The organism is Propionicimonas paludicola (genome assembly GCF_002563675.1).
Lineage (GTDB): Bacteria > Actinomycetota > Actinomycetes > Propionibacteriales > Propionibacteriaceae > Propionicimonas > Propionicimonas paludicola.
In genome coordinates this window covers 137,183-156,632 of the sequence record NZ_PDJC01000001.1, presented here as the reverse complement: position 1 = coordinate 156,632, position 19,450 = coordinate 137,183, and the positions used below count along the sequence as shown (strand labels likewise).

15 protein-coding genes are annotated in these 19,450 nt (G+C 68.4%); 6 read left to right on the top strand and 9 right to left on the bottom strand.

Annotated elements, in window-relative coordinates; all coding sequences use genetic code 11:
• Window positions 1-9: 9 nt before the first annotated feature.
• From ATK74_RS00685 to ATK74_RS00675, 3 genes are all read right to left on the bottom strand, one after another.
• On the bottom strand, window positions 10-1,863 hold the full coding sequence (locus tag ATK74_RS00685) for a beta-glucoside-specific PTS transporter subunit IIABC (protein ID WP_098459235.1): 1,854 nt from the start codon (window positions 1,861-1,863) through the stop codon (window positions 10-12).
• 174 nt (window positions 1,864-2,037) lie between these two features.
• Entirely contained in the window at window positions 2,038-2,961 is a 924-nt protein-coding gene (locus tag ATK74_RS00680; protein ID WP_098459234.1) for a beta/alpha barrel domain-containing protein, read from the bottom strand.
• Between the two features lie 228 nt (window positions 2,962-3,189).
• Window positions 3,190-6,573: a PPi-type phosphoenolpyruvate carboxykinase family protein gene (locus ATK74_RS00675; protein WP_098459233.1), complete on the bottom strand. Its 3,384-nt coding sequence runs from the start codon at window positions 6,571-6,573 to the stop codon at window positions 3,190-3,192.
• A 243-nt stretch (window positions 6,574-6,816) separates the two neighbouring features.
• Between ATK74_RS00675 and ATK74_RS00670 the strand changes: the two genes are divergently transcribed.
• Window positions 6,817-7,446, top strand: coding sequence for a hypothetical protein (locus ATK74_RS00670; RefSeq protein WP_098459232.1), 630 nt, complete (start codon window positions 6,817-6,819; stop codon window positions 7,444-7,446).
• An 8-nt stretch (window positions 7,447-7,454) separates the two neighbouring features.
• The gene (locus ATK74_RS00665; RefSeq protein ID WP_098459231.1) at window positions 7,455-7,829 is read left to right on the top strand and encodes a YbjQ family protein; all 375 of its coding nucleotides are present in this window, start codon (window positions 7,455-7,457) and stop codon (window positions 7,827-7,829) included.
• Window positions 7,830-7,899: 70 nt separating this feature from the next.
• Here ATK74_RS00665 and ATK74_RS00660 read toward each other — a convergent pair whose 3' ends face one another.
• The 4 genes from ATK74_RS00660 to ATK74_RS00645 form a co-directional block, all read right to left on the bottom strand.
• Window positions 7,900-8,484, bottom strand: a complete 585-nt coding sequence (locus ATK74_RS00660; RefSeq protein ID WP_098459230.1) for a TetR/AcrR family transcriptional regulator — start codon at window positions 8,482-8,484, stop codon at window positions 7,900-7,902.
• A gap of 9 nt (window positions 8,485-8,493) precedes the next feature.
• Window positions 8,494-11,394, bottom strand: coding sequence for a YhgE/Pip domain-containing protein (locus tag ATK74_RS00655; RefSeq protein WP_098459229.1), 2,901 nt, complete (start codon window positions 11,392-11,394; stop codon window positions 8,494-8,496).
• A gap of 48 nt (window positions 11,395-11,442) precedes the next feature.
• Window positions 11,443-12,186: an ATP-binding cassette domain-containing protein gene (locus ATK74_RS00650; RefSeq protein ID WP_169923668.1), complete on the bottom strand. Its 744-nt coding sequence runs from the start codon at window positions 12,184-12,186 to the stop codon at window positions 11,443-11,445.
• A 119-nt stretch (window positions 12,187-12,305) separates the two neighbouring features.
• Window positions 12,306-13,433 carry a glycerate kinase gene (locus tag ATK74_RS00645; RefSeq protein WP_098459227.1) on the bottom strand — a complete coding sequence of 376 codons (1,128 nt, stop codon included), beginning with the start codon at window positions 13,431-13,433 and terminating at the stop codon, window positions 12,306-12,308.
• A gap of 299 nt (window positions 13,434-13,732) precedes the next feature.
• Between ATK74_RS00645 and ATK74_RS00640 the strand changes: the two genes are divergently transcribed.
• The 4 genes from ATK74_RS00640 to ATK74_RS00625 all read left to right on the top strand — a co-directional run bounded on the left by ATK74_RS00640 (window position 13,733) and on the right by ATK74_RS00625 (window position 18,044).
• Window positions 13,733-14,776: a sensor histidine kinase gene (locus tag ATK74_RS00640; RefSeq protein WP_143483514.1), complete on the top strand. Its 1,044-nt coding sequence runs from the start codon at window positions 13,733-13,735 to the stop codon at window positions 14,774-14,776.
• Window positions 14,773-15,423, top strand: coding sequence for a response regulator (locus tag ATK74_RS00635; protein ID WP_211283237.1), 651 nt, complete (start codon window positions 14,773-14,775; stop codon window positions 15,421-15,423). Before ATK74_RS00640 ends, ATK74_RS00635 begins: the two co-directional genes overlap by 4 nt.
• A 200-nt stretch (window positions 15,424-15,623) precedes the next feature.
• Window positions 15,624-17,090, top strand: a complete 1,467-nt coding sequence (locus tag ATK74_RS00630; protein ID WP_098459225.1) for an FAD-dependent oxidoreductase — start codon at window positions 15,624-15,626, stop codon at window positions 17,088-17,090.
• A 150-nt stretch (window positions 17,091-17,240) separates the two neighbouring features.
• Window positions 17,241-18,044 (top strand): cytochrome b5-like heme/steroid binding domain-containing protein, encoded by an 804-nt coding sequence (locus tag ATK74_RS00625; protein WP_211283236.1) that lies wholly within the window; start codon window positions 17,241-17,243, stop codon window positions 18,042-18,044.
• 99 nt (window positions 18,045-18,143) lie between these two features.
• Here the strand turns inward: ATK74_RS00625 and ATK74_RS00620 are convergent, their stop codons facing one another.
• Both ATK74_RS00620 and ATK74_RS00615 read right to left on the bottom strand, forming a co-directional pair.
• Complete coding sequence (locus ATK74_RS00620; protein WP_098459224.1) at window positions 18,144-18,956, bottom strand: rhomboid family intramembrane serine protease; 813 nt, start codon at window positions 18,954-18,956, stop codon at window positions 18,144-18,146.
• Window positions 18,957-18,980: 24 nt separating this feature from the next.
• Window positions 18,981-19,409 carry a topoisomerase DNA-binding C4 zinc finger domain-containing protein gene (locus ATK74_RS00615; RefSeq protein WP_098459223.1) on the bottom strand — a complete coding sequence of 143 codons (429 nt, stop codon included), beginning with the start codon at window positions 19,407-19,409 and terminating at the stop codon, window positions 18,981-18,983.
• Window positions 19,410-19,450 lie beyond the last annotated feature (41 nt).

The window sequence follows — 19,450 nt, the reverse complement described above, 5'->3', positions numbered from 1 at the left end:
ATTCCTCGCTCAGCGCTCGACGACGATGGCGGTCTGACCGTGAGTCACGCTGTGACCCTCAGCCGGCAGGACTGCGGCGAACTTCGCCGAGTTCGTGATCACCATCACCGTGGTTGGGTCGTAGCCCGCGGCCTTCACCGACTCCAGATCGACGCTGGCCAGCAGGTCACCGGTCGCCACCTTCTGGCCCTGGGTCACCGTGGAGGTGAAGCCCTTGCCGTTGAGGGCGACGGTGTCGATGCCGATGTGCACCAGCACCTCGAGGTCGTCATCGGTCTTGATCCCGAACGCATGGCCGGTCGGGAAGGCGCTGACCACGGTGCCGGCCACCGGCGCATAGACCTCACCGGAGGTCGGGACCACGGCAACGCCCTTGCCCAGCGCACCGGCCGCGAAGACCTTGTCCTTGACCTGCGACAGGCCGATCAGCTCACCGTTCATCGGGGCGCCCACCTCAGTGGCGCTGCTGACCACCGCAGTGGCCTCGGCCTCGTCCGCGGAGTCCTTGACGCCGAACAGGAGGGTCAGTACGAAGGCGATCACGATCGCCAGGCCGGTGCCGATCATCTGCCAGGTGAACGAACTGGCCGTGATCGGGCCAGCCGGCAGGTAGGCCGGAATGGCCAGCACGGACGGCATGGCGAAGCCGGTCATGGCCGAGCCCGCCTGGGCACCGATGGCGCCACCGATGGCGCCACCCACGCAGCCGAAGATGAAGGGCCGCTTCAGCGGCAGGTTCACGCCATAGATGATCGGCTCGGTGATGCCGGCCAGGAAGCCGGAGATCGCGCCGGGGCCGGCCAGCTCGCGCCGCTTGGCGCTCTTGGAGCGGAAGAAGACGGCGGTGGCCGCCGCGGCCTGGGCCAGCACCGGAGCCAGCAGGGCACCGCTCAGTGGCGAGAAGCCCTGGTTGGCCAGGTCAACCATCATCACCGGGATGAACGCCCAGTGCATGCCGAAGATGACGAAGACCTGCCAGAAGCCACCCATCAGGGCACCGGCCAGCCACGGAGCGAACTTCCAGATCGTCATGATCACCCAGGAGACGCCCTGGCCGGCGTAGGTCGTGGCCGGGCCGATGGTGAGGATGACCAGCGGCACCATCACCAGCAGGGTGAGCAGCGGGGTCGTGAAGTTGCGGATGACCGAGGGCAGGTGCTTGTCCAGGAAGCGCTCGAGGTGGCCCTGCACCCACACGGCCACGATGATCGGGATCACCGAGCCCACGTAGCTGACTACCGGCACCGGAATGCTAAAGAAGTCGGTCGGGGATGTCTTCAGGCCGGTCCAAGCGGTGATCTCCAGGTACATCAGGGCGCCGGCCAGGACGACCGCAGTGAACTGATTGGCCTTGAACCGCTTGGCCGCGGTCAGCGCCAGCAGCACCGGCAGGAACTTCAGGACCGCATCACCGGAGGCGTTCAGCACCGCGTAGGTGTTGGAGGCCGGGTTCAGCCAGCCGAAGTAGGCGACCGCACCGACGAAGGCCTTCAGCAGAGCGGCACCGGCCAGCGTCCACAGGAAGGGCAGGAAGATCGACGAGATCATCGCCACGAAGCGGTTGAACAGGTTGCCCTTGGCCGCCTCTCCGAGATCGGTATCGCCGGTGAGCTGCGAGATGCGTCCGAGCTCGGCGTAGAGCAGCGGGACGTTGTTGCCGATGACGACCTGGAACTGACCGCCGGCCTCCATCACGGCGATGACGCCGGGCAGCTTCTCAACAGCGGCCTTGTCGGCCTTGCTGGCATCCTTCAACTTGAAACGAAGCCGAGTAGCGCAATGCGCCACCGACCCCACGTTGGCTTCGCCACCAACTTTGGCGAGGATGTCACCGGCGAGGGACCGGTAATCCACACTAGGCATCTGCTCTCCTTTGAACCTGACACCGGGATGTAGGCAACAAAAAAACCTGAGCTTCGCTGCCGCGCCGTAGCGCGAGCAACAAGCTCAGGTTTTGCCTCTTGCGAGTTACACCCCTGGGGAACCACGCGGTTCCGGGAGGATTCAACAACACCGTTCAGTGCTGTGTCAATCCCCTCACCAGGCCGACTTCAGCACCGAGATGTACTGGGCGCGCTCGTAGGCGGAGGCGTCCTTCACCGAAGCAGCGCTCACCTTGCCCCGGATCTCGGCAAGAGTCGGGTAGTCGTTGGCACTCAGCCAGGCGTCGGTCTCGGCCAGGATCTGCCCGATGGCCTGCGGTCCGCGGGTCATTACGGCGGACGCCACGTAGGAGACGTCCGCGCCGACCAGGGCCGCCTTGATCACCTCAGTGCCGCTGTGGACGCCAGAGGTGGCCGCGAACGAGGTACCCGGCAGCTGGCCGCGCAGGATGCCGATCCAGCGCAGGGCCAGGCGCTGGGCCGAGGCGGTGGAGTAGTCGGCGTCCGCGAACACCTCAAGGGTGTCCAGGTTGATGTCGGGGGCGTAGAAGCGGTTGAACAGCACCAGCCCGTCCGCGCCGGCATCGACGGCCTGATTCGCGAAGTGCGAGATGGCCGAGTAGTAGGGCGAGAGCTTGATGGCCAGCGGGATGTCGGTGACGATCCGGACCGCCTCGATCGCGGCCAGGTGCTCCAACTCGATCTCGGCCGAGGTGGTCAGCGGGTTGGCGGTCAGCGTGTAGAGGTTCAGCTCCAAGGCGTCCGCGCCGGCGTCGACCAGCTCATTGGCGATCCGCTGCCACGAACCCGGCTTGGTGGCGTTCAGGCTGCCGATCACCGGAATGTCGAGCTCCTGCTTGGCCCAGCGGAGCAGCGCGACGTGGTCACCGGTGCCGTCCAGGTGGGCGTCACCGGAGAGGAACTCCTCCTCGAACAGTGACGGCAGCACGACCGCGCCGGCCCCGGAGGCGGCAAGTTCACGCAGGCTCTCTCGGCGACCTGTGGCGGGCGTGGATGAGACGACTACCGGGTTCGCCAGCTCCAGCCCCAGGTAGCGGGTTGAAAGGTCAGCCCTCATCGGTACTCCGTCCTGATCACTACGCCGAATGGCGCCAGCACAAATGTTGCCACCTCGAGGCCGGTTAGGCAGCCGAGGCACCCGGTCCGGACCGGAAAATCTGCCCAAGAGCTGCGCAATTGGGTCCACCTCCTCGCGTCCGACCCGGGCCGGGCCAGGCATTTCGAGTTTCCGGGCCGATGACCGCCGCCCAGCGAATTTACTGAGCGGCGACTCAGCAATTCGTACTCAGAGGGGTTGCCGACCAACAGTGCCGACGATCCCGGCCCGATACTCCGCGCTGGAGAACTTGGCGTACTCGGCCTCGGCGGCCTGAATCCGTCCGGGCATGTCGAGACGAACGCTGGGCTCCTCGTTGCCCGGCGTCGAAACGAACTTCCGGATCGCGGCCAGCCCGGCCTCGGCGCGCGAGGCGGCCGCGGCCTGCTTGGCGTCCAGCCGAGCGGCGTACCAATCGGAACTGAGGATGGCATCGGCCTCGAAGAGGGCACGGAACTCCGGCGACACCAGGGTCCAGCCTTCGGTCGAGGAGCCGTGGGCCATGATCTCGAGCAGCGCCCGCAGCGGCGGCACCGCCAGGGCGACCGTGCCGTCATCGAAGTAGGACTGGGCAACCCGCTGGTGAGTAGCCACGATGGTGTCCAGCGAGTCAGCGAAGATGTCCAGGTCCTGCTTCTCCGGACGCAGCATCTCCTCAGTGAAGACCACATGCGGGTGCAGGAAGATCCGGCCGAAGTAGCGCCGGGCGAAGTCCTGGGTCATCCGGTAGCCGAGCCGGCTGGCCAGCACCGTCCGTCCGTTGTGTTCGAAGTCGGTCAGCCGCTCCAGCGAGCCCTCAGCGATCAGCGCGGACGCGCTGCGCTCAGCCTCCGACATCCGGCTGAACACCTCGGGCACCAGCATCGAGATGTCGTGATCGACGCGCAGCTGCGGACCGACATAGCCAGCGCAGGAGACCCAGCCGTCGTAGCCGGTCAACGCGAACGAGAGCAGCGCTGCGTTCAGGTCGAGGATCGCCGGGAGCGCGTTGAACGGGCCCTTGGTCATGGCACCCTCGGAACCGGCACCGGTCGTGGACGGCGACTTGCCGGTCATCGACGAGATGAACTCGGCGAACAGCTCGGGCAGCTCCATGTAGTGCAGCGGGTTGTAGGAGCACAGCGCCGGCACGGCCTTCTCCGGTGGGTTGTTGCGGCGACCGGCGGCCACCACGTCCACCGGCAGCGGCAGCGGAGCGTCCGCAGGCAGCTTGCGAGCCAGATGCGAGGCCAGGTCGGCCACGGCGGTGGCTTCGGCATTCGTCCGATCCGGACGGCGCTGCAGGTAGCGCGGGTTCTTGCTGGGAACCCCGTTGACCAGACGCGGATTGGCCGAGCAGACGAAGAAGGCCGGGGACGCATCGGGAGCGGCGTCGGCCTGCCGGCTGATCAGTTCCTGCATCGGAGCGGTGAACTGGCTGAACGCCACGGCATCGTCGCGCAGCTCGACGGCGTCGGCATGGGTCAGCGGCTGGAAGTTGGACAAGAAGGTGTCCGGGCCGGCGATGTCGGCCTCTGCCTGCTTGTCGTAGCCGCGGTGAATGGCGTCGTCGGGACGCTGGAAGAGCAGCTCCTCACAGTTCTCGACCAGCTTGTACGAGCGGGACGCATCCAGGCCGAGCATCTTGCCGGAGATCACCACCGAGGCGGTGATGTCGTCCTCGGTCTGCACCTTCACCGCAGGGCTGAAGTCGTGGCGCAGGCCGAACAGCCGCCAGCTGCCGTCGGCTTCGAAGCCGACCCGCAGCATGTTCACCATGATCTTCTCGCCGTCCAGGCGCAGGTTGTTGCCGCGGCGGCCGTTGATGATGCCGACCGTGAAATGCGAGCGCCAGTCGGTGCCCCACTCCGGGCGGTAGAAGCGCTTCACCACGTAGACGAGCTCTTTGACGTGCTGCGGGATCGAGTCGAGCCAGGCGTTGTACTCCGGGGAGTAGTCCTTGGCCGACGGGGTGAGCAGCTTGATCACCGATCCGATCGAGCGGTCATCGGAGAGCACCGCCCGCTGGTCGGAACCACGCTGCGCCGGGTCGGCGAAGCGGTGCGAGAAGTCGTGGGCCAGGATCGCGGCCACGGCGTCCATGTCGGCGTCGTAGTCGGGTGAGTAGGCGTTGCCGAAGATGAAGGCGTCGGTGATGGCCTTGGAGATCTCGGACTTGCCACCGCCGGAGACCGTGGCCGGCTTGTGGCAGCTGGTCGCGGTGGCCGTGGTGCCGATCAGGCTCCACTGGGTGCGATCGGCGGCCTGCTGGAGCATCTGCACCCGGTACCCGGTCGGAGTGAGATAGACCTTGTCAGCACGCAGTCGCAGGGTGCCGTCCGAGCCGTCCGGGTTGTCCCAGGTGACGGTCATGCTGCGCAGCGAGAAGTTGGCACCCCCCGGCACCAGGACGATGTGCGGCTGGGCCAGATCGGTGGCGTACCCACCGGGTTGGGCCACGAAGCGCTCGGGATTGCGGGCGATCACGTCGGCCAGCACGAAGCCATCCGGTGAGCTGACCGTGTACTCCTGGCCGAGGTTGTAGGACGGGAAGACCAAGGCGCCACCGGCATGCTCCTCTTCGGCGTTTCCGAACAGGTTGGCCGAGTAGGAGATCTGGGTCTTGACCTCCTTCTTGCAGTAGCCGAAGTAGTTGTCGGCGATCACCGTGACGATCACGCCGCGCTCGTCGCGGGCACAGACCTTGAACGCCTGGCCGCCGTTGTACAGCTCGTCCGGGCTCTCCCAGCACTGGCCGTCGCGGCGCTGCCGGTCGGTGGCCTGGCTGACGTGCGGCAGGCCGAGTTCCTTCTTGGTGATCGCGGTCAGGTGCGGGGCCAGGATCACGGCGCCGGTGTGGCCGGTCCAGGTGTGCGGAGCCAGTGAGGCGTCATTCTCGGGGAGGTACGGGTCGCCGCCGTTGCCGAAGATGCCCTCCACGAAGTCGAGGTTGGCCACCAGGCCGCCGGGGACGATGAACCGGGTCTCCATCCGCTTCTCACGAACCCAACCGGGCACCGCCGGGGACACCAGCGGACGCAGCAGCAGCGAGACGAAGCAGGCCGCCGGGTTCTCCGAGTCGGAGCCATAGGGCAGCACCAGCGCGTCCGCGGGCGGCTGGAAGGCCAGCGCCAACAGCCGGGCGAAGACCGCCTTGGGCACGGCGATCTTGTCGTCGGGGATCGGCAGGCCGCCCTCGGCGATGTGGAAGACACCGGCGGTGGTGCGGCGGTCGTTGGCCGGGTTGTGCAGGACGCCGTTGGCCAGCCGATAGCTGCTCAGCAGCGGCGAGCGAAACTCATCAGAATCCAACGGAAGGGACAGGGTGCGGGCCAGTCCGGGTTCGTCCAGGACCAGGGTGCGCCGGGGCAGGCTCGGGGTCAGGCCGGTCTCGGCCAAGTAGTCGTCCAGCCAGGCCTGGATCCGGGCGTCCGCGGCGCACAGCCGGTCGGCGAGGCGGCGGCTGAGCTCCCGCTGGCGGGCCAGGATCGGCGCCACCAGCTGGGCGCCCTCGTCATCCTGGAAGCGAGACGGGACCGGCAAGCCGAGCTGGGCCAGGCGGATGTTGATCGCGGCGGTCTGGTTGATGGCCATACCCCATTCTGACCACGATTCAGCAAACCGGCCGACGCAGTCTCGCCGGGACCGACTCGAACTTGCGAAGACGTGCCGGATATGCGGGCCGAAGTGCGCAGACGTCCAGGCCGGAGGCCCGCCTGTTCGACCGCTATCGGGGACGGTTCTGGGCCGCGTCACAACACCCCCACTGCCGGTGCGCGAGCAGCGACCTGAAGGTTCTCCCTTCGCAGTGGCGGTGCCGGCGGCTAGTCTCAACGCATGGGTCCAGTGGTGCAGGCCTGGGTGGAGATCGGGCTCGGGCTGATCTTCTGCTACGTGGGTTACACAGCCGCACGGGTGGTCATCGGGCTGTGGGGTGCCGTGATCGGCCTGGCGCTCGGCGGGGCCGCGGACGCCTGGCTGTCCGAACGGATCTCCTACCTGGCAACCCAGCCGTGGCTGCACGCCGTGATCATCATCGTGATCGCCGTGGCCGTGGCCTGGTTGGCCTTCGGCTTCTACTGGATCGGCGTGCTGGCCGCGCTCGGTTCAATCGGCTGGGGCCTGGGCACCGTGCTGAGCAGCTCGCTGCACCTGGCTGACGCCACGGCCTTCGGCGTGACCGCATTGGTTGCCGGGCTGGCCGTGGTGGCCGGCTGGGTGCTGGACCTGCCGCGGACGCTGCTGATCCTAATCACCGCCCTGATCGGTGCCGCAGCCGTGGTCAGTGCCGCGGCCGGGCTGTTCGGCTCACGGATCAGCTGGTTCGACCCCCACGCCTGGGCGCTCGAGCCCTGGTTCCAGGCCGCCTGGCTGGGAGGTTTCCTGGTCCTCGCCATCAGTGGAGTCGTGGCTCAACAGCACGGCAAATCGGAACGCACGCTACGCGCCGCCTACCGGCGCCGATAGGAGTCCTCATGTTGATCGTGACCAGCAACGACATCCCCGGCTACCGGGTGAAGGCCGTTCTCGGCGAGGTGATGGGGATGACCGTCCGCAGCGCCAATATCGGCGCCAACATCGTCGCCGGCTTCCGTTCGCTGGGCGGGGGCGAGGTGACCGAGTACACCAAGCTGGTCTACGACAGCCGCCACGAAGTGATGAACCGGATGTGGCAGGAAGCCGTCTCCCGCGGCGGCAATGCGATCGTGGCCATGCGGTTCGACACCGGCGACATCGCCCAGTCGTTCTCCGAGGTCTGCGCCTACGGAACCGCGGTCATCGTCGAGCCGATTCCGGCCGGCGAGCCGGGCGCTACCGACCAGTCGGCCCAGCAGGCCGCGCAGCGCTAGCCGGCCACCCGCCCGAGCCAGGGACCGCGACCGAACCGTCCCCCGGCCGTGGGCGGGCTGACCAGGCGAATCAGGAGTGGCCCAGAGTGGCCAGGACGGCGTCGGAGACCTCGTCGTAGCCGTACTCGGGATGGAAGACCAGCCACTCCATCGCCGCGGTGAGGGCTGCCCCGAGGATGGCGGCGGCCTGCAGCCGGGCCTGCGCCGGGCCGACCCCGGACGCCTCCAGGTCGTGCACCAGCGGGGCCACGGTGATCGCCCGCCAGGCTTCGATCGACTCCCGCCAGCTGCGGTCGGTGCGGAACAGCTCGGCCACCATCATCCGGGCTTCGGCCACGTGGTCGCGGACCAGGGCGAGCAGCGCCCGCACCACCGCGGCCCGCAGTTCGAGGCCGTGCCGTCCGGCGGAGGCCTCGGCCATGGTCTCGGCCATCACCTCGCCGGCATGTACCATCACGGCCTGCACCAGGCCGGCCTTGGACTCGAAGTTGTAGTAGATCGAGCCCTTGGCGATGCCGGCCTTCTCGGCGATCTCGTCGATCGACGTTGAGGTCACCCCACGGGCCGCGAACAGCTCAGCCGCTGCGTCCATGATCGCCTCGCGGGTGCCGATGCGCCGGGCCACCCGTCCGTCCGTCTTGACCGGAGTGGACATCTCGCCCTCCTAGATACTCAGTGCCGGGTGCAGCCGCGACATCGTCCAGACCCGCTTGCGGGCCGAGGCGATCGAGGTGAGCGCGAGCGACACGATGAAGATAGCGGCCATCACCACCACGGAGAACCAGAACCTGGCCTCAATCCCACCGGTGATCGACTCCCGCAGGCCGGAGACCACGTAGGTCATCGGCAAGTACGGACTGATCGCCTGCAGGAAGGACGGCGTGGTCTGGATCGGGTAGGTACCACCGGCCGAGGCCAGCTGGACCATCAGCAGGGCGATGATCACCACCTTGCCGACCGCCGACCCCAGGGTCACCTGGAACAGCTGCTGCAGTGCGAAGAACGCCGCCGCGGCCAGCATCGTGAAGCAGAAGGTCGCGATCATGTTCTTCGGGTTCAGGCCGATCGCGAAGTGCATCACGGTCAGCATGATCGTCACCTGCCCCAGCGAGAGCAGCAGCGCCGAGTTCAGCGAGCCCCACGCCATCCGGAACCCGTTCACCGAGGTCATCAGCGCCCGGGTCTGCAGCGGACGCAGCAGCAACCAGGTGATCAGCGCGCCCACCCACAGGGCCAGCGAGATGAAGAACGGTGCGAAGCCCTCACCCCAGGAGTCGGCCTCCCAGATGTGTTCGGACTTCAGCGTCACCGGGGTGGCCACCGTCTTGGCCCGGTCGTGCCGGATGTCCACGCTGTCGTTGGGGATCTGAGTGGCGCCGTCGAACAGCTTGCTGCCCAGCTTGCCGGCACCCTTACGGGCATCGGTCAGGCCCGAGGCGAGCGTCGGAGTGTTGGCGGCGAGCTGATCAGTGCCTTCAGCCAGGGTCTGGGTGCCGGCAGCCAGCTTGTGCGCACCGGAGTTCAGCGCCTGGACGCCGTCCACCAGGGCCGGCACCTTCTGGACGAGCTGACCCGTCCCGTCGTGCAGGCTGGCCGCACCGGCGTCCAGAGCGTCCACGCCGGCGGACAGCTGACCCGCTCCGGTGACCGCAGTGGCCGCACCGGCCGACAGGGTGTCCAGGCCGGAGGCCAGCGAGGACGATCCGGCCTGCAGCTGCGTGGCCGCGGCGATCAGGCCCGGGCTGTTCGGGTCGGTGCTGGTGAAGCCGGCCGCCAACCGGGACGCCCCGGCCTGCAGCGCCGGAATGCCGGTGGTGGTGCTGGTCGCGCCGGCCTTCATGGTGGTCAGCGCCGAGGACAGCTGGTCGGCCCCGGAGACCAGGGCACTCACCTGCTGCGCGGTGGCCGGGTCGGCCAGCTGGGCCGCCCCCGTGCTGAGCCCGGAGGCACCAGTGGCCAGCTGCTTCTGGCTGGCATCCAGCTGGGTCAGACCGTCGGCCAGCGGACCGCCGGAGACCAGCGCGCCATGGATCGTGGCCCAGCCGCTCTTCAGCGAAGTGGCGCCGGTCGAGACCTGCGCCGCACCGCTGTGCACGGACGCGATGCCGTCGGCCACCTCGTCCGCCCCGGACGCCAGCGCCGAGGAACTGGACTTGGCCTGGCCCAGGCCGGTGCGAATGCCGGCCAGCTTGGCTGCCGTGGTCGGATCGGAGGTCGCCACCGAGGCCTGCAGGTCGGCCAGGGCGTCATCGAGGTCGCCGAGCTTGCCGGCCAGCGCGGAGTTGCCGCTGGCGAGCGAGGCCGCGCCCTTGGCCAGATCGGAGCCGCTGGCCGTGGAGTCGGCCAGCTGGGAGGCACCGCCGGCCACCTGCTGGGTGCCGGTGACCAGGTCACCGCCGGTGGCACCGGCCGCTCCGGACAGCCAGCTCTTGGCTCCGGTGACCCAGCTGCCAGTGCCGGACGCGAACTGTTCCGACCCGGTGGCGAAGCTGCTCACTCCGGTAGTCAGCGTGTTCAGGTTGCCGGCCAGCTTGTGCACGCCAGCGGCCAGCGCCGGGGCTCCGGTGGACGGATCCGCAACCGCAGTCAGGCCGTCACTCAGTGCGCTCAGGTTGGACGCCCCCGCAGCCACCTGCTGGGCGCCGTCGCCGGCGGTCTTTACCCCGGCCAGGTAGGCGGTCATCCCGCTGTTCAGTGAGTTCGCTCCGGTGGCGGCAGTGGTCGTGCCGGCGGCCAGCTGGCCCAGGCCGCCGGTCAGGGTCGGCATCGAGGTCTTCAGAGTGTCCAGGCCGGTGGCCAGCTGAGCGGCACCGGAGTCCAGGGCGCCGACGCCGGCGGCCAGCGGTTCGGTGCCGGCGGCAGCCTTCGCGGTGCCGTCGGCCAGATCACCGGAGCCTGCGGCCAGCTTCACGGCACCGGCCCGCAGGTCCTGAGCGCCGACGTTGAGCTTGTCAGCCCCGTCCTCGGCCTTGACCAGGCCGTCGCGCAGGGTGAAGGCGCCATCGGACGCGGTCGAGAAGCCGTCCCGGGCGTCGCCCACCCCGACCAGCAGGGTGTTGACGGCCCGCTTGCTGATCTTGGTGTCGACGGCCTTCTGCACCTCCATCATGGCGGTCTTGCCCAGCGTCGAGGCCAGGAAGGAGTTGGAGTCGTCGTAGGTCACGTTGATGTGGGCGGCCTTGGGGTGATCGTCGCCGATCGAGAGGATCGAGTCGGTGAAGTTGGCCGGAATGCTCACGGCGAAGTAGTACTTGCCGGCTTCGACCCCGGCCTCAGCGGTGGCCGGATCGACCACAGCCCAACCGACCGAAGCGTCGTCGACGAGCTCGTCCACCACGTCCTTGCCGTAGTGGCGCACCACTCCGTCGTCGTCGGTCTTGGGCACGTCGGTGTTCACCAGCGCCACCGGCAGTTCGTTCATGTGGGTGGTGGGATCCCAGAAGGCCCACACGTACATCGCTCCGTAGAGGAGCGGGATCAGCAGCATCACCGCGATAGCGGCGCGGGTGATCGGCTGCCGGAGGAACCTCTTCAGTTCGGTTCCGTGCGAAGTCCAAGCGAACATTTCTTCGATTCGTCTTTCAGGCGGAGTGGATCCGGTGGAGTGGGGCGGTCAGCGGCGAGCGCGCGGACGGGCCGGGGGCTCGGGCAGCCGGATGTGGGTGGGCAGGACGGCCCAGCCCAGCCGGGAGAGCTCACCGGAGGTGGCTGCCGAGACCACGATGGTCAGACCGGCGTCGGCCAGGCCGTGCAGGGCCTCCCAGACCCGGCGGCGGGAGTCGGTGTCATGCAGGGCGTCGATGTCGTCGACGACCAGGATTTCGGGACTGCTGAGCATGGCCAGCGCGATCCGCAGCAGCAGGTTGTCGGCCTCGTCGAGCTCGTGGACGAGCTGCTTGGCCTTGGGTGCAGGGCTGTCCCCGAAGACCGGAGCGCAGACTTCGGCCACCCGTGCATCACCAGGGGTACGGACGATCTGGTACCAGTGCGCCAACCAGGCCTCGCGCTCCCGGAGGGTGGCGGCCACGGTGACCTCCTCGTCCAGGTCGTCCAGGCCGTGGATGCCGACGGCCGCGCTACGGCGCTGGACGCCCAGAGTGCGGGCCGGAAGCCGACGGCCAAGGACGGTGAGCTGGCTGCCCCGGTTGGGACGCATGCGTCCGACCAGAGTGAGCAGCAGCGAGGTCTTGCCGCTGCCGGCGCGGCCGGTGATCAGGTTCAGAGTGCCGGGCTCGATGGCCACATCGACGGGTCCGAAGACCCGGCCGCGGCGTCCGTCCAGCTGAAGTGCGGTGGCCTCGATGGCCAGCTCGGTGGTGGTCGCCGCCTCTGGGGCGACCTGCGTCAGGGTGTTCACTGCGCGTTCCTCTCTCGACACCTTCAAATGTAGTTGAACTGACCGGTCATTACAAATAGATCTGCGAAGGGGTCAGCAGACGGACGAGAGGTGTGCGGACCGCAGTGAGGAGGTTGGCGTCAGGTGAACAGCAGCCGGGCGACCCGCTCGGCTGCCGTGGCGAGGTTCTGCGGGCCGGCCGACAGGGCGGCGCTGAGGGTTTGATTGTCCGGAGTGATCGGCACCAGGGCGGTCACCCCATAGGAGAGCAGCGCACTGGCATCGGGCGCGACCCGCCCCGCGAAGATGATCACCGGCACACCCGCCTGGCGGGCCACCTCGAGCACGCCCCACGGCGTCTTGCCGGACATGGTCAGGGAGTCGACGGTGCCCTCGCCGGTGAACACCCAGTCCGCACCGGCCATGCGTCCGGACAGTCCGACGGTGTCGGCGACCAACGCGGCACCGCCGACCAACTCGGCACCAAGGAAAGCCGCCAGCCCGGCACCGAGCCCTCCGGCCGCGCCCGAACTGGGCAGCTCCCGGACTCGGCGTCCGACCAGCGGCTCGACCACGTCGGCCCACCGGGACAGTGCCGCGTCCAGGACGTGCACCTCGCTGGTGGTGGCCCCCTTCTGCGGACCGAAGACCGCACTGCAGCCGCGCAGCCCGAGCAGGGCGTTCTCGACGTCACAGGCAGCCTGTACCTCGAGATCGGCCAGCCGCGGGTCGAGCCCGGACAGGTCCACCCGGGCTAGGCCGGCCAATGCCGCCCCACCGGGTGGGAGTTCGACGCCATCGGCATCGAGGAAGCGAGCCCCCAGCGCGGTCATCAGACCGGCCCCGGCGTCATTGGTGGCCGATCCGCCCAGCCCGATGATCAGCCGGCGCGCACCCCGGTCGAGCGCGTCCAGGATCATGGCGCCGACGCCGAACGTGGTGGCCCGGGCCAGGTCGAGTTCATTGCGGCGCAGCAGCGCCAGCCCGGCCGCCGCAGCCACTTCGATCACCGCCAGCCTCTGCGCAGCGACATAGGCGTACTCCGCGCGGACCGGACGTCCCAGGGCATCGGTGGCGGTCAAGGCGAACAACTCGGCACCGAGAGCCTCAGCCAGCGCGGCCACCGTCCCCTCGCCACCGTCGGCCATCGGCACCAGCACGCATTCGGCATCGGGGACGGCGCGGCGCACCCCGTCGCGCATGGCTTGCGCGGCGATCAGGGCGCTCATTGAGCCTTTGAAGGAATCGGGTGCGCACACGATCCGCATCCGGATGCCCCTTCCGGGAGGTGGCGGATAGGTAAAAAGGTTAGGCCTGTTCGGTGGTTTTCCGAACGATCAGCAAGGCGCGGCGGGCAACAGAAGTAATTCCGCTTGTCCGGCGCGCCCTAAATGCCACCAGTCCGTCACGTCCGAGGTGCTTTCTGGTTAGGCTGATCCCCGTGGACCAGAGTTACCGCCATCTGGTCAGCCTGGCCAGCATCAGTGACGCTCTCACCTGGTCCGGTGACCGAACTGAGGCTTTTCTTGATGCGCTGCGAATTGTGCGCGAGACAACCGGAGCGAAAATGGCTCCTGCCTACCTGCTGGACGATCAAGTCACCCACCAGGATTTGATCGCCAGTCCGGAGGAGCGGGCGCTGATCGGGCCGGAACTGGCCACCATCGAACTCACCAACCGCACCGGACGAGCGTTCGTCGGCCAGACCCCGCACCTGGTCGAGGTCTACGACGAGACCTTGGCCTGGCGCTCCTTGGCTCCCAAGTTCCGCAAGGCCTTTCCGCCGCCCGGCGTCGTCGTTCCGGTCCAGGCCGACTACCGGCATCTCGGTGTGATCATGCTCGCCTTCGATCACGGCTGGCGGATGGACGAGCCCACTCGGGCCTACCTGGAGGTCGTCGGACGGATCCTCGGCCGGTACTGGTATCGGTGGCTGAAGTCGTCCCGTGAGCACGAGTTGGGGGCCTTGCAGGAGCGGCGGCGGATCAGCGAGGAGTTGCACGTCGACCTCTCCCAGCAAGTGACCGCGCTCAGCCTGCGGCTGCAGACCCTCCGGCTCGACTTGGCCGACCCTGAGCAGGCCAGCCAAGACCTGGCCGTCGTTGATCACCTGGTCAATGGCATCAAGCGCAGCCTGCGCAGCAAGATGCTCGGCCTACGCCAAGACGAGGCCCTGATCCGGGAGGGCTTGGTACACACCCTCGAAGGGCACGTTGAGGCGGCCCGCACTCGCTACCAGCTGCCCATCGATCTGAGCTGCCCGTCGGAGGCCGAGCAGGTGCCGTTGCAGGTGGCCGCCCAGCTCGTCCGGGTCATGCAGGAGTCGCTGGCCAATGCCTGCCTGCACGCCGAGTGCACTCGGGTGCAGGTTCGAGTCACCCTGCCCGGCACGGTCGTCCGGCTGGCGGTGATCGACAACGGCGTCGGCCTGGATGCCGAACGGATGAAGAGCGATCACCTCGGGATGCGGGTGATGTCAGAACGAATGGCTCTGATCGGTGGCCGAATCACCCTCGGCGCGGCACCCGATGGCGGCACCATGGTGACTGCGGAGGCCCCGATTCAGTTCGAGTCGCGACCCCTGCTCGAGCGGACGGCGGGAAACCCATGAATGAACGCGCCCAGGTCCTGATCGTGGACGACCACGCTCTGGTCCGCGACGGACTGATCGCCTTGATCAGCCGCTGGCCCGAGTTCGAGGTCGTCGGCAGCGCCGCCGACGGCGAAGAGGCGGTGGCCCTGGCCGCCGAACTGCATCCGGACCTGATCCTGATGGACGTCCGGATGCCGCGACTGTCCGGCGTGCTGGCCACCCGGCAGATCACCGCGGCCGACGCGCACGTCCGCGTAGCCATGCTGACCATGTCGACCCTGGGCGAGGATGTCTACGAGGCGCTGCGCAACGGCGCCCACGCCTACCTCAGCAAGGACATGCCTGGCGACCGGCTGCACGACGCCTTACAGGGAGTGCTCCGCGGCGAGGCCGTGCTGTCCTCGGCGATCGCCGCCAAGGTGCTCGCCGAGTTCGGGATGCCGGCCCGCAGCCCCGAGGGCCCGCTGCACGAGCGGCTCACCGACCGGGAACGAGATGTGCTGCGGCTGCTGGTGGACGGCCTGTCCAATGAGGAAATCGGTGGCCGGCTGCACTTGTCGGAGGCCACTGTGAAGAAGCATCTGGGCAGCATCATGGTGAAACTGCACGTCCGCAACCGGGTCCAGGTGGCCGTGATGGGCCTCCGAGAGGGGATCGTCGAGTAGCCGATCGGCTACCTCAACTCGATCCGGAAGGCCACTTATGCGGTCGGCCGGACGGTGGTTGGCTGGGCCTTGGGACGGACCGAGGCTGGCCCCGCCAGGACATCCGGGTAGAGCAGCCGCCAATACGTCTCCCCGAGTCGAGCCCGTCGCAGCGGCCGGCACCCCCCAGCCGCTGCGGGCCTCGGATCCGTCCCTTCGCAGTGAACGATGTTCAGAACGAGGAGCCAGCGGTGGCGGAGCGCGAAACGCTACGGTGCCAGCTCGCCGTCATCGGCGGAGGTGCCGCAGGGCTGATGGCCGCACTTGAAGCGACCCGCCGTGGCCTCGACGTGATCCTCCTCGACCGGCTCGACGACCTGGGCGGAAACGCCGCTCGCGCCGCCGGCCATGCCGCCTTCGAGTCCGTCGAGCAGCGCAACCGACGGGTCTCCCTCACCAAGGAAGGCGTCTACCAGGCGATGATGGAGCTGTCGGACTGGAACGCCAACCCGTCCCTGCTCAGCCGATTCGTCGAGCGCAGTGCTGAGGTGGTGGACCGACTCCTTGAGCTGGGGATCCACTACGACAAGGTGATCGCCATCGATCCGGTGCATCAGTTGACCACCTCGCATCTGCCCACCGGACGGATGCGCGCCGTGGTCGACGTGCTGAGCACCGAACTCGAGCGCCGCGGCGTCCGGATCTATCGCGGCTTTCGAGCCGAGCAGCTGGAGGTCGCCGCCGGGTCGGTCAGCGCGATTGTGGCCAGAAACAATGTGGGAGCCGAGCTACTCATCCAACCGTGCGCCGCGCTGATCGCGACCGGCGGCTATGCCGCCAGCCCGAAGCTGATGCGTCGCTACGCCGGCCTGGCCAAGACGCCCAGCGCGGGCAATGGCGCAGATACCGGGGACGGCCTGGCGCTGGCCGCCATGGCCGGCGGCCATGCGTCCAGCCTGATCGGTGCCGTGTTGGTGGCCGCCACCACCAACGGGCGTCCGCTGACCGACGACATCAGTTGCGCCTGCGTCCAGCCGACCCTGTGGGTGGATGGTTCGGGACGGCGCTTCTGCAACGAGGCCCTGGCCCTGGCCCTCTATCGGGCCGGCGACATTGTGGCCCGGTTGAACCAGGGCTTCGCCTGGTCGATCTTCGACCAGAGCCAGATCGACAAGCTGATCCACTCCGGCGCGCGGCGCGGGATGGGCTCGGCGATCCTGCCCGGGACCAAGCTGACCAAGCTCCGCGTCCAGCTGGAGGAGGATCTCGCCGGCGGGGAGACCGCCTTCCGGGCCGACAGCCTGGAGGAGTTGGCCGGGCTGATCGGAGTCGAGCTGGAGCCCTTCATCAACGAGGTCAGCCAGTATCACGAGGCCTGCGCCGAGGGCGTGGACCACCGCTTCTTCAAGACCCACAACCTCGACCCGCTACTCCATCCGCCGTTCTACGCACTACGGATGGAGGCGACCGCGCTGTGCACCACCGGGGCCATCGAGGTGGACGAGTTCCTGCGCGTCCTGGATCACTACGGAAACCCGGTCGGTGGGCTGTACGCCGCCGGGAATGATGCCGCCGGCCCGTGGGGCAAGACGGCCATCACCACCATCGGCGGCGCCCCGGCCGGCTTTGCACTGACCTCGGGACTCCTGGTCGCCGAACACGCCGCCGGCTGGTGCCATCGGCACTGACCAGGTCGCTCCGCGGGGGCAGCCACTGCGCCCCGTTCTTCGGAGAAGGTCCGCGACAACCTCGCTGACAACGCCGGACGGTAGTGGAACCGTCCCCGCATGAGGCCGGACGGCGCGCAGGCGGGTGGAATGGCTGCCGATCTTTGAAGCATGGACTACTTTTTCGGCATGGACCTCTCCCAGTTCCTTGGCGGGCTGCCGCTGCATCCGTTGGTCGTTCACTTCGCCGTGGTGCTGGTGCCGGTCGCCGCCCTCGGGTTGCTGCTACTAGTGCTGTTCAGCCGGCTGGCCGACCGGTTCGGGGTTCTGGCTCTGCTGGTCCTGGCGGTCGGCACCGCCGCCGCCTTCGTGGCCAAGGAGTCCGGCGAGGACCTGGCCGCCAAGATCGGACGACCCGCCGAGCACGCCACCTGGGGTGCTCTGCTGCCGTGGGTGGCCGCCGGCCTGTGGGTGGCCGCGCTGATCTGGTTCCTCCTGCATCGCGCCGACCGCCGGGCCAACCGCGGACGCTCCGGTGCCACCATCGGTGGCGCGCTGCTGACCGCAGCGCTGGCGCTGGTGACGGTCGCACTGTCGATCCTGGTCGGCCATAGCGGGGCGACTGCGGTCTGGGCCGGGACTGGAGCCGGCACCCCGAGCGCCAAGCCCAGCGGGACGGTCACCACCCCTGCGGCCCCGCCGGCCAGTCCGTCCAGCTCGGCACCGGCCCCCTCTGCCGAAGCCACCTACACAGCGTCCGACCTCGCCGCGCACGCCAGCGCCAGCTCCTGCTGGGCGGCCATCAACGGCTCGGTCTATGACCTCACCGACTGGATCAACGCCCATCCGGGTGGGCCGCAGCGGATCTTGGCCCTGTGCGGGACGGACGCCACCGCGGCCTTCAACGCCCAACACAGTGGCCAGGCCCAGCCGGCCGACCAGCTCAAGCAGTTCCGGATTGGCACTTTCGGCTGAACATTCCCGGCGGCTGAGCAACCCCGGTAGCTGAGCCTGTCGAAGCCCCGGGCGGCCGAACGCGGGCACCCTTCGACACGCTCAGGGCGCGGAAGCCTATCAGCGTGCGCGCAGGCGCTCGGAGAGCTTCTTCAACTCGCGCTTCTCGGCATCGCTGAGGCCGTGCAGGCCGGTCTCGTTGATCCGGTCCAGCAGTTCGTCCAGCCGAGCCCGATCACTCGTGCGCCGCTGCTGCTCCCGATCCGGACGCCGCCTGGCCGCGGGCCGGGTTCGGGGCCGTCCGGGCGCGCCGGGAATCCAGGCGTAATCGGTCAGCAGTCCGACCCGGCGAGCCACCAGTGCGACCAGCACCAGGCTCAGCGGCAGGCTGAACAGCGGGGCGAAGTCGCGGTAGCCCAGCGACTCGAAGATCTGCAGGGCGACCAGCACCAGCCCGAACACCCAGGCCGGGATCGCGAAGAAGAAGCGTCGGGTCGGGTACTCGGCGATCCAGACCAGCAGCACCATGAACTGGATCATCCCGATCCCAAACAGCCCGCCGTCGAAAGCCAGTCCGACCACGCTCACCGCTACGGTCAGCGACGCCCAGACCCCGACCAGCAGCCAGGCCATCTTGACCCGTCCGATCTGGGCCTCGAGTTCGGAGCCGAAGTACCAGAAGAAGAACAGGTTCAGTACCGGCCACAGGCCTAGCGAGTTAGCCCAGGGCCAAGTGAACAGTCGCCAGATCTGGCCACTGCCCAGAACCGCCGGGTAGTACCCCAGTGCCGCCCCCAGGCCGCCACCGAGAACCACCCAGGCGATCCAAGACATGACCACCGTGGCGGCCACCGCAACGGTGGTGCCGACCTCGAGCCGGCCCAGCCGGAACCACGGATCGGCGCTGCCACGGGCCGGGAAGAAGCTGCTCATTCTCCCAGCGTGCCAGATCGAACCTCACGCCACGAACGGCGACACCTGACTGATGCCGTTGCCGAGGCCGGGCACATTGGCCGGTACCACGGCGGCACAGATCGGGAACCGCATGCAGCCCCAGAAACTCCCCCCGGAGAACTGCGCGCGCAGAGCCTGCTGAAGGATCATCGGGGAGCCGCAGTCCGGGCAGGTCTGTGCGGTGAACGGCATGATGCCGGGACGTCCCAGCCCGATCACCGGAGCGACCGGCGTCTGCGGGGACTCCGGAGAGAGCCGGGCCGGAGGCCGGCTGACCGCAGGGGCGGGAACCGGGGTATGCACCAGCTCTTCATAGAACGCCGGATCAAGCCGATAGGCCAGGTCCGGGCCACCGTCGACGAACCGCCGGGGAGCGATCTCGACATCCAGCTGCACGTCGTCCAGGGTGGCGCGACGAGGAAGGGAGGTCATGGGGTACCAACCTTTGGGAGGGGGGCAAAGCGTGATATCTG

Bases quoted from the DNA above. Each gene is read 5' to 3' on its own strand.
- ATK74_RS00685 (WP_098459235.1), bottom strand. From the start codon at position 1,863: ATGCCTAGTGTGGATTACCGGTCCCTCGCCGGTGACATCCTCGCCAAA.
- ATK74_RS00680 (WP_098459234.1), bottom strand. From the start codon at position 2,961: ATGAGGGCTGACCTTTCAACCCGCTACCTGGGGCTGGAGCTGGCGAAC.
- ATK74_RS00675 (WP_098459233.1), bottom strand. From the start codon at position 6,573: ATGGCCATCAACCAGACCGCCGCGATCAACATCCGCCTGGCCCAGCTC.
- ATK74_RS00670 (WP_098459232.1), top strand. From the start codon at position 6,817: ATGGGTCCAGTGGTGCAGGCCTGGGTGGAGATCGGGCTCGGGCTGATC.
- ATK74_RS00665 (WP_098459231.1), top strand. From the start codon at position 7,455: ATGTTGATCGTGACCAGCAACGACATCCCCGGCTACCGGGTGAAGGCC.
- ATK74_RS00660 (WP_098459230.1), bottom strand. From the start codon at position 8,484: ATGTCCACTCCGGTCAAGACGGACGGACGGGTGGCCCGGCGCATCGGC.
- ATK74_RS00655 (WP_098459229.1), bottom strand. From the start codon at position 11,394: ATGTTCGCTTGGACTTCGCACGGAACCGAACTGAAGAGGTTCCTCCGG.
- ATK74_RS00645 (WP_098459227.1), bottom strand. From the start codon at position 13,433: ATGCGGATCGTGTGCGCACCCGATTCCTTCAAAGGCTCAATGAGCGCC.
- ATK74_RS00640 (WP_143483514.1), top strand. From the start codon at position 13,733: ATGGCTCCTGCCTACCTGCTGGACGATCAAGTCACCCACCAGGATTTG.
- ATK74_RS00635 (WP_211283237.1), top strand. From the start codon at position 14,773: ATGAATGAACGCGCCCAGGTCCTGATCGTGGACGACCACGCTCTGGTC.
- ATK74_RS00625 (WP_211283236.1), top strand. From the start codon at position 17,241: ATGGACTACTTTTTCGGCATGGACCTCTCCCAGTTCCTTGGCGGGCTG.
- ATK74_RS00620 (WP_098459224.1), bottom strand. From the start codon at position 18,956: ATGAGCAGCTTCTTCCCGGCCCGTGGCAGCGCCGATCCGTGGTTCCGG.
- ATK74_RS00615 (WP_098459223.1), bottom strand. From the start codon at position 19,409: ATGACCTCCCTTCCTCGTCGCGCCACCCTGGACGACGTGCAGCTGGAT.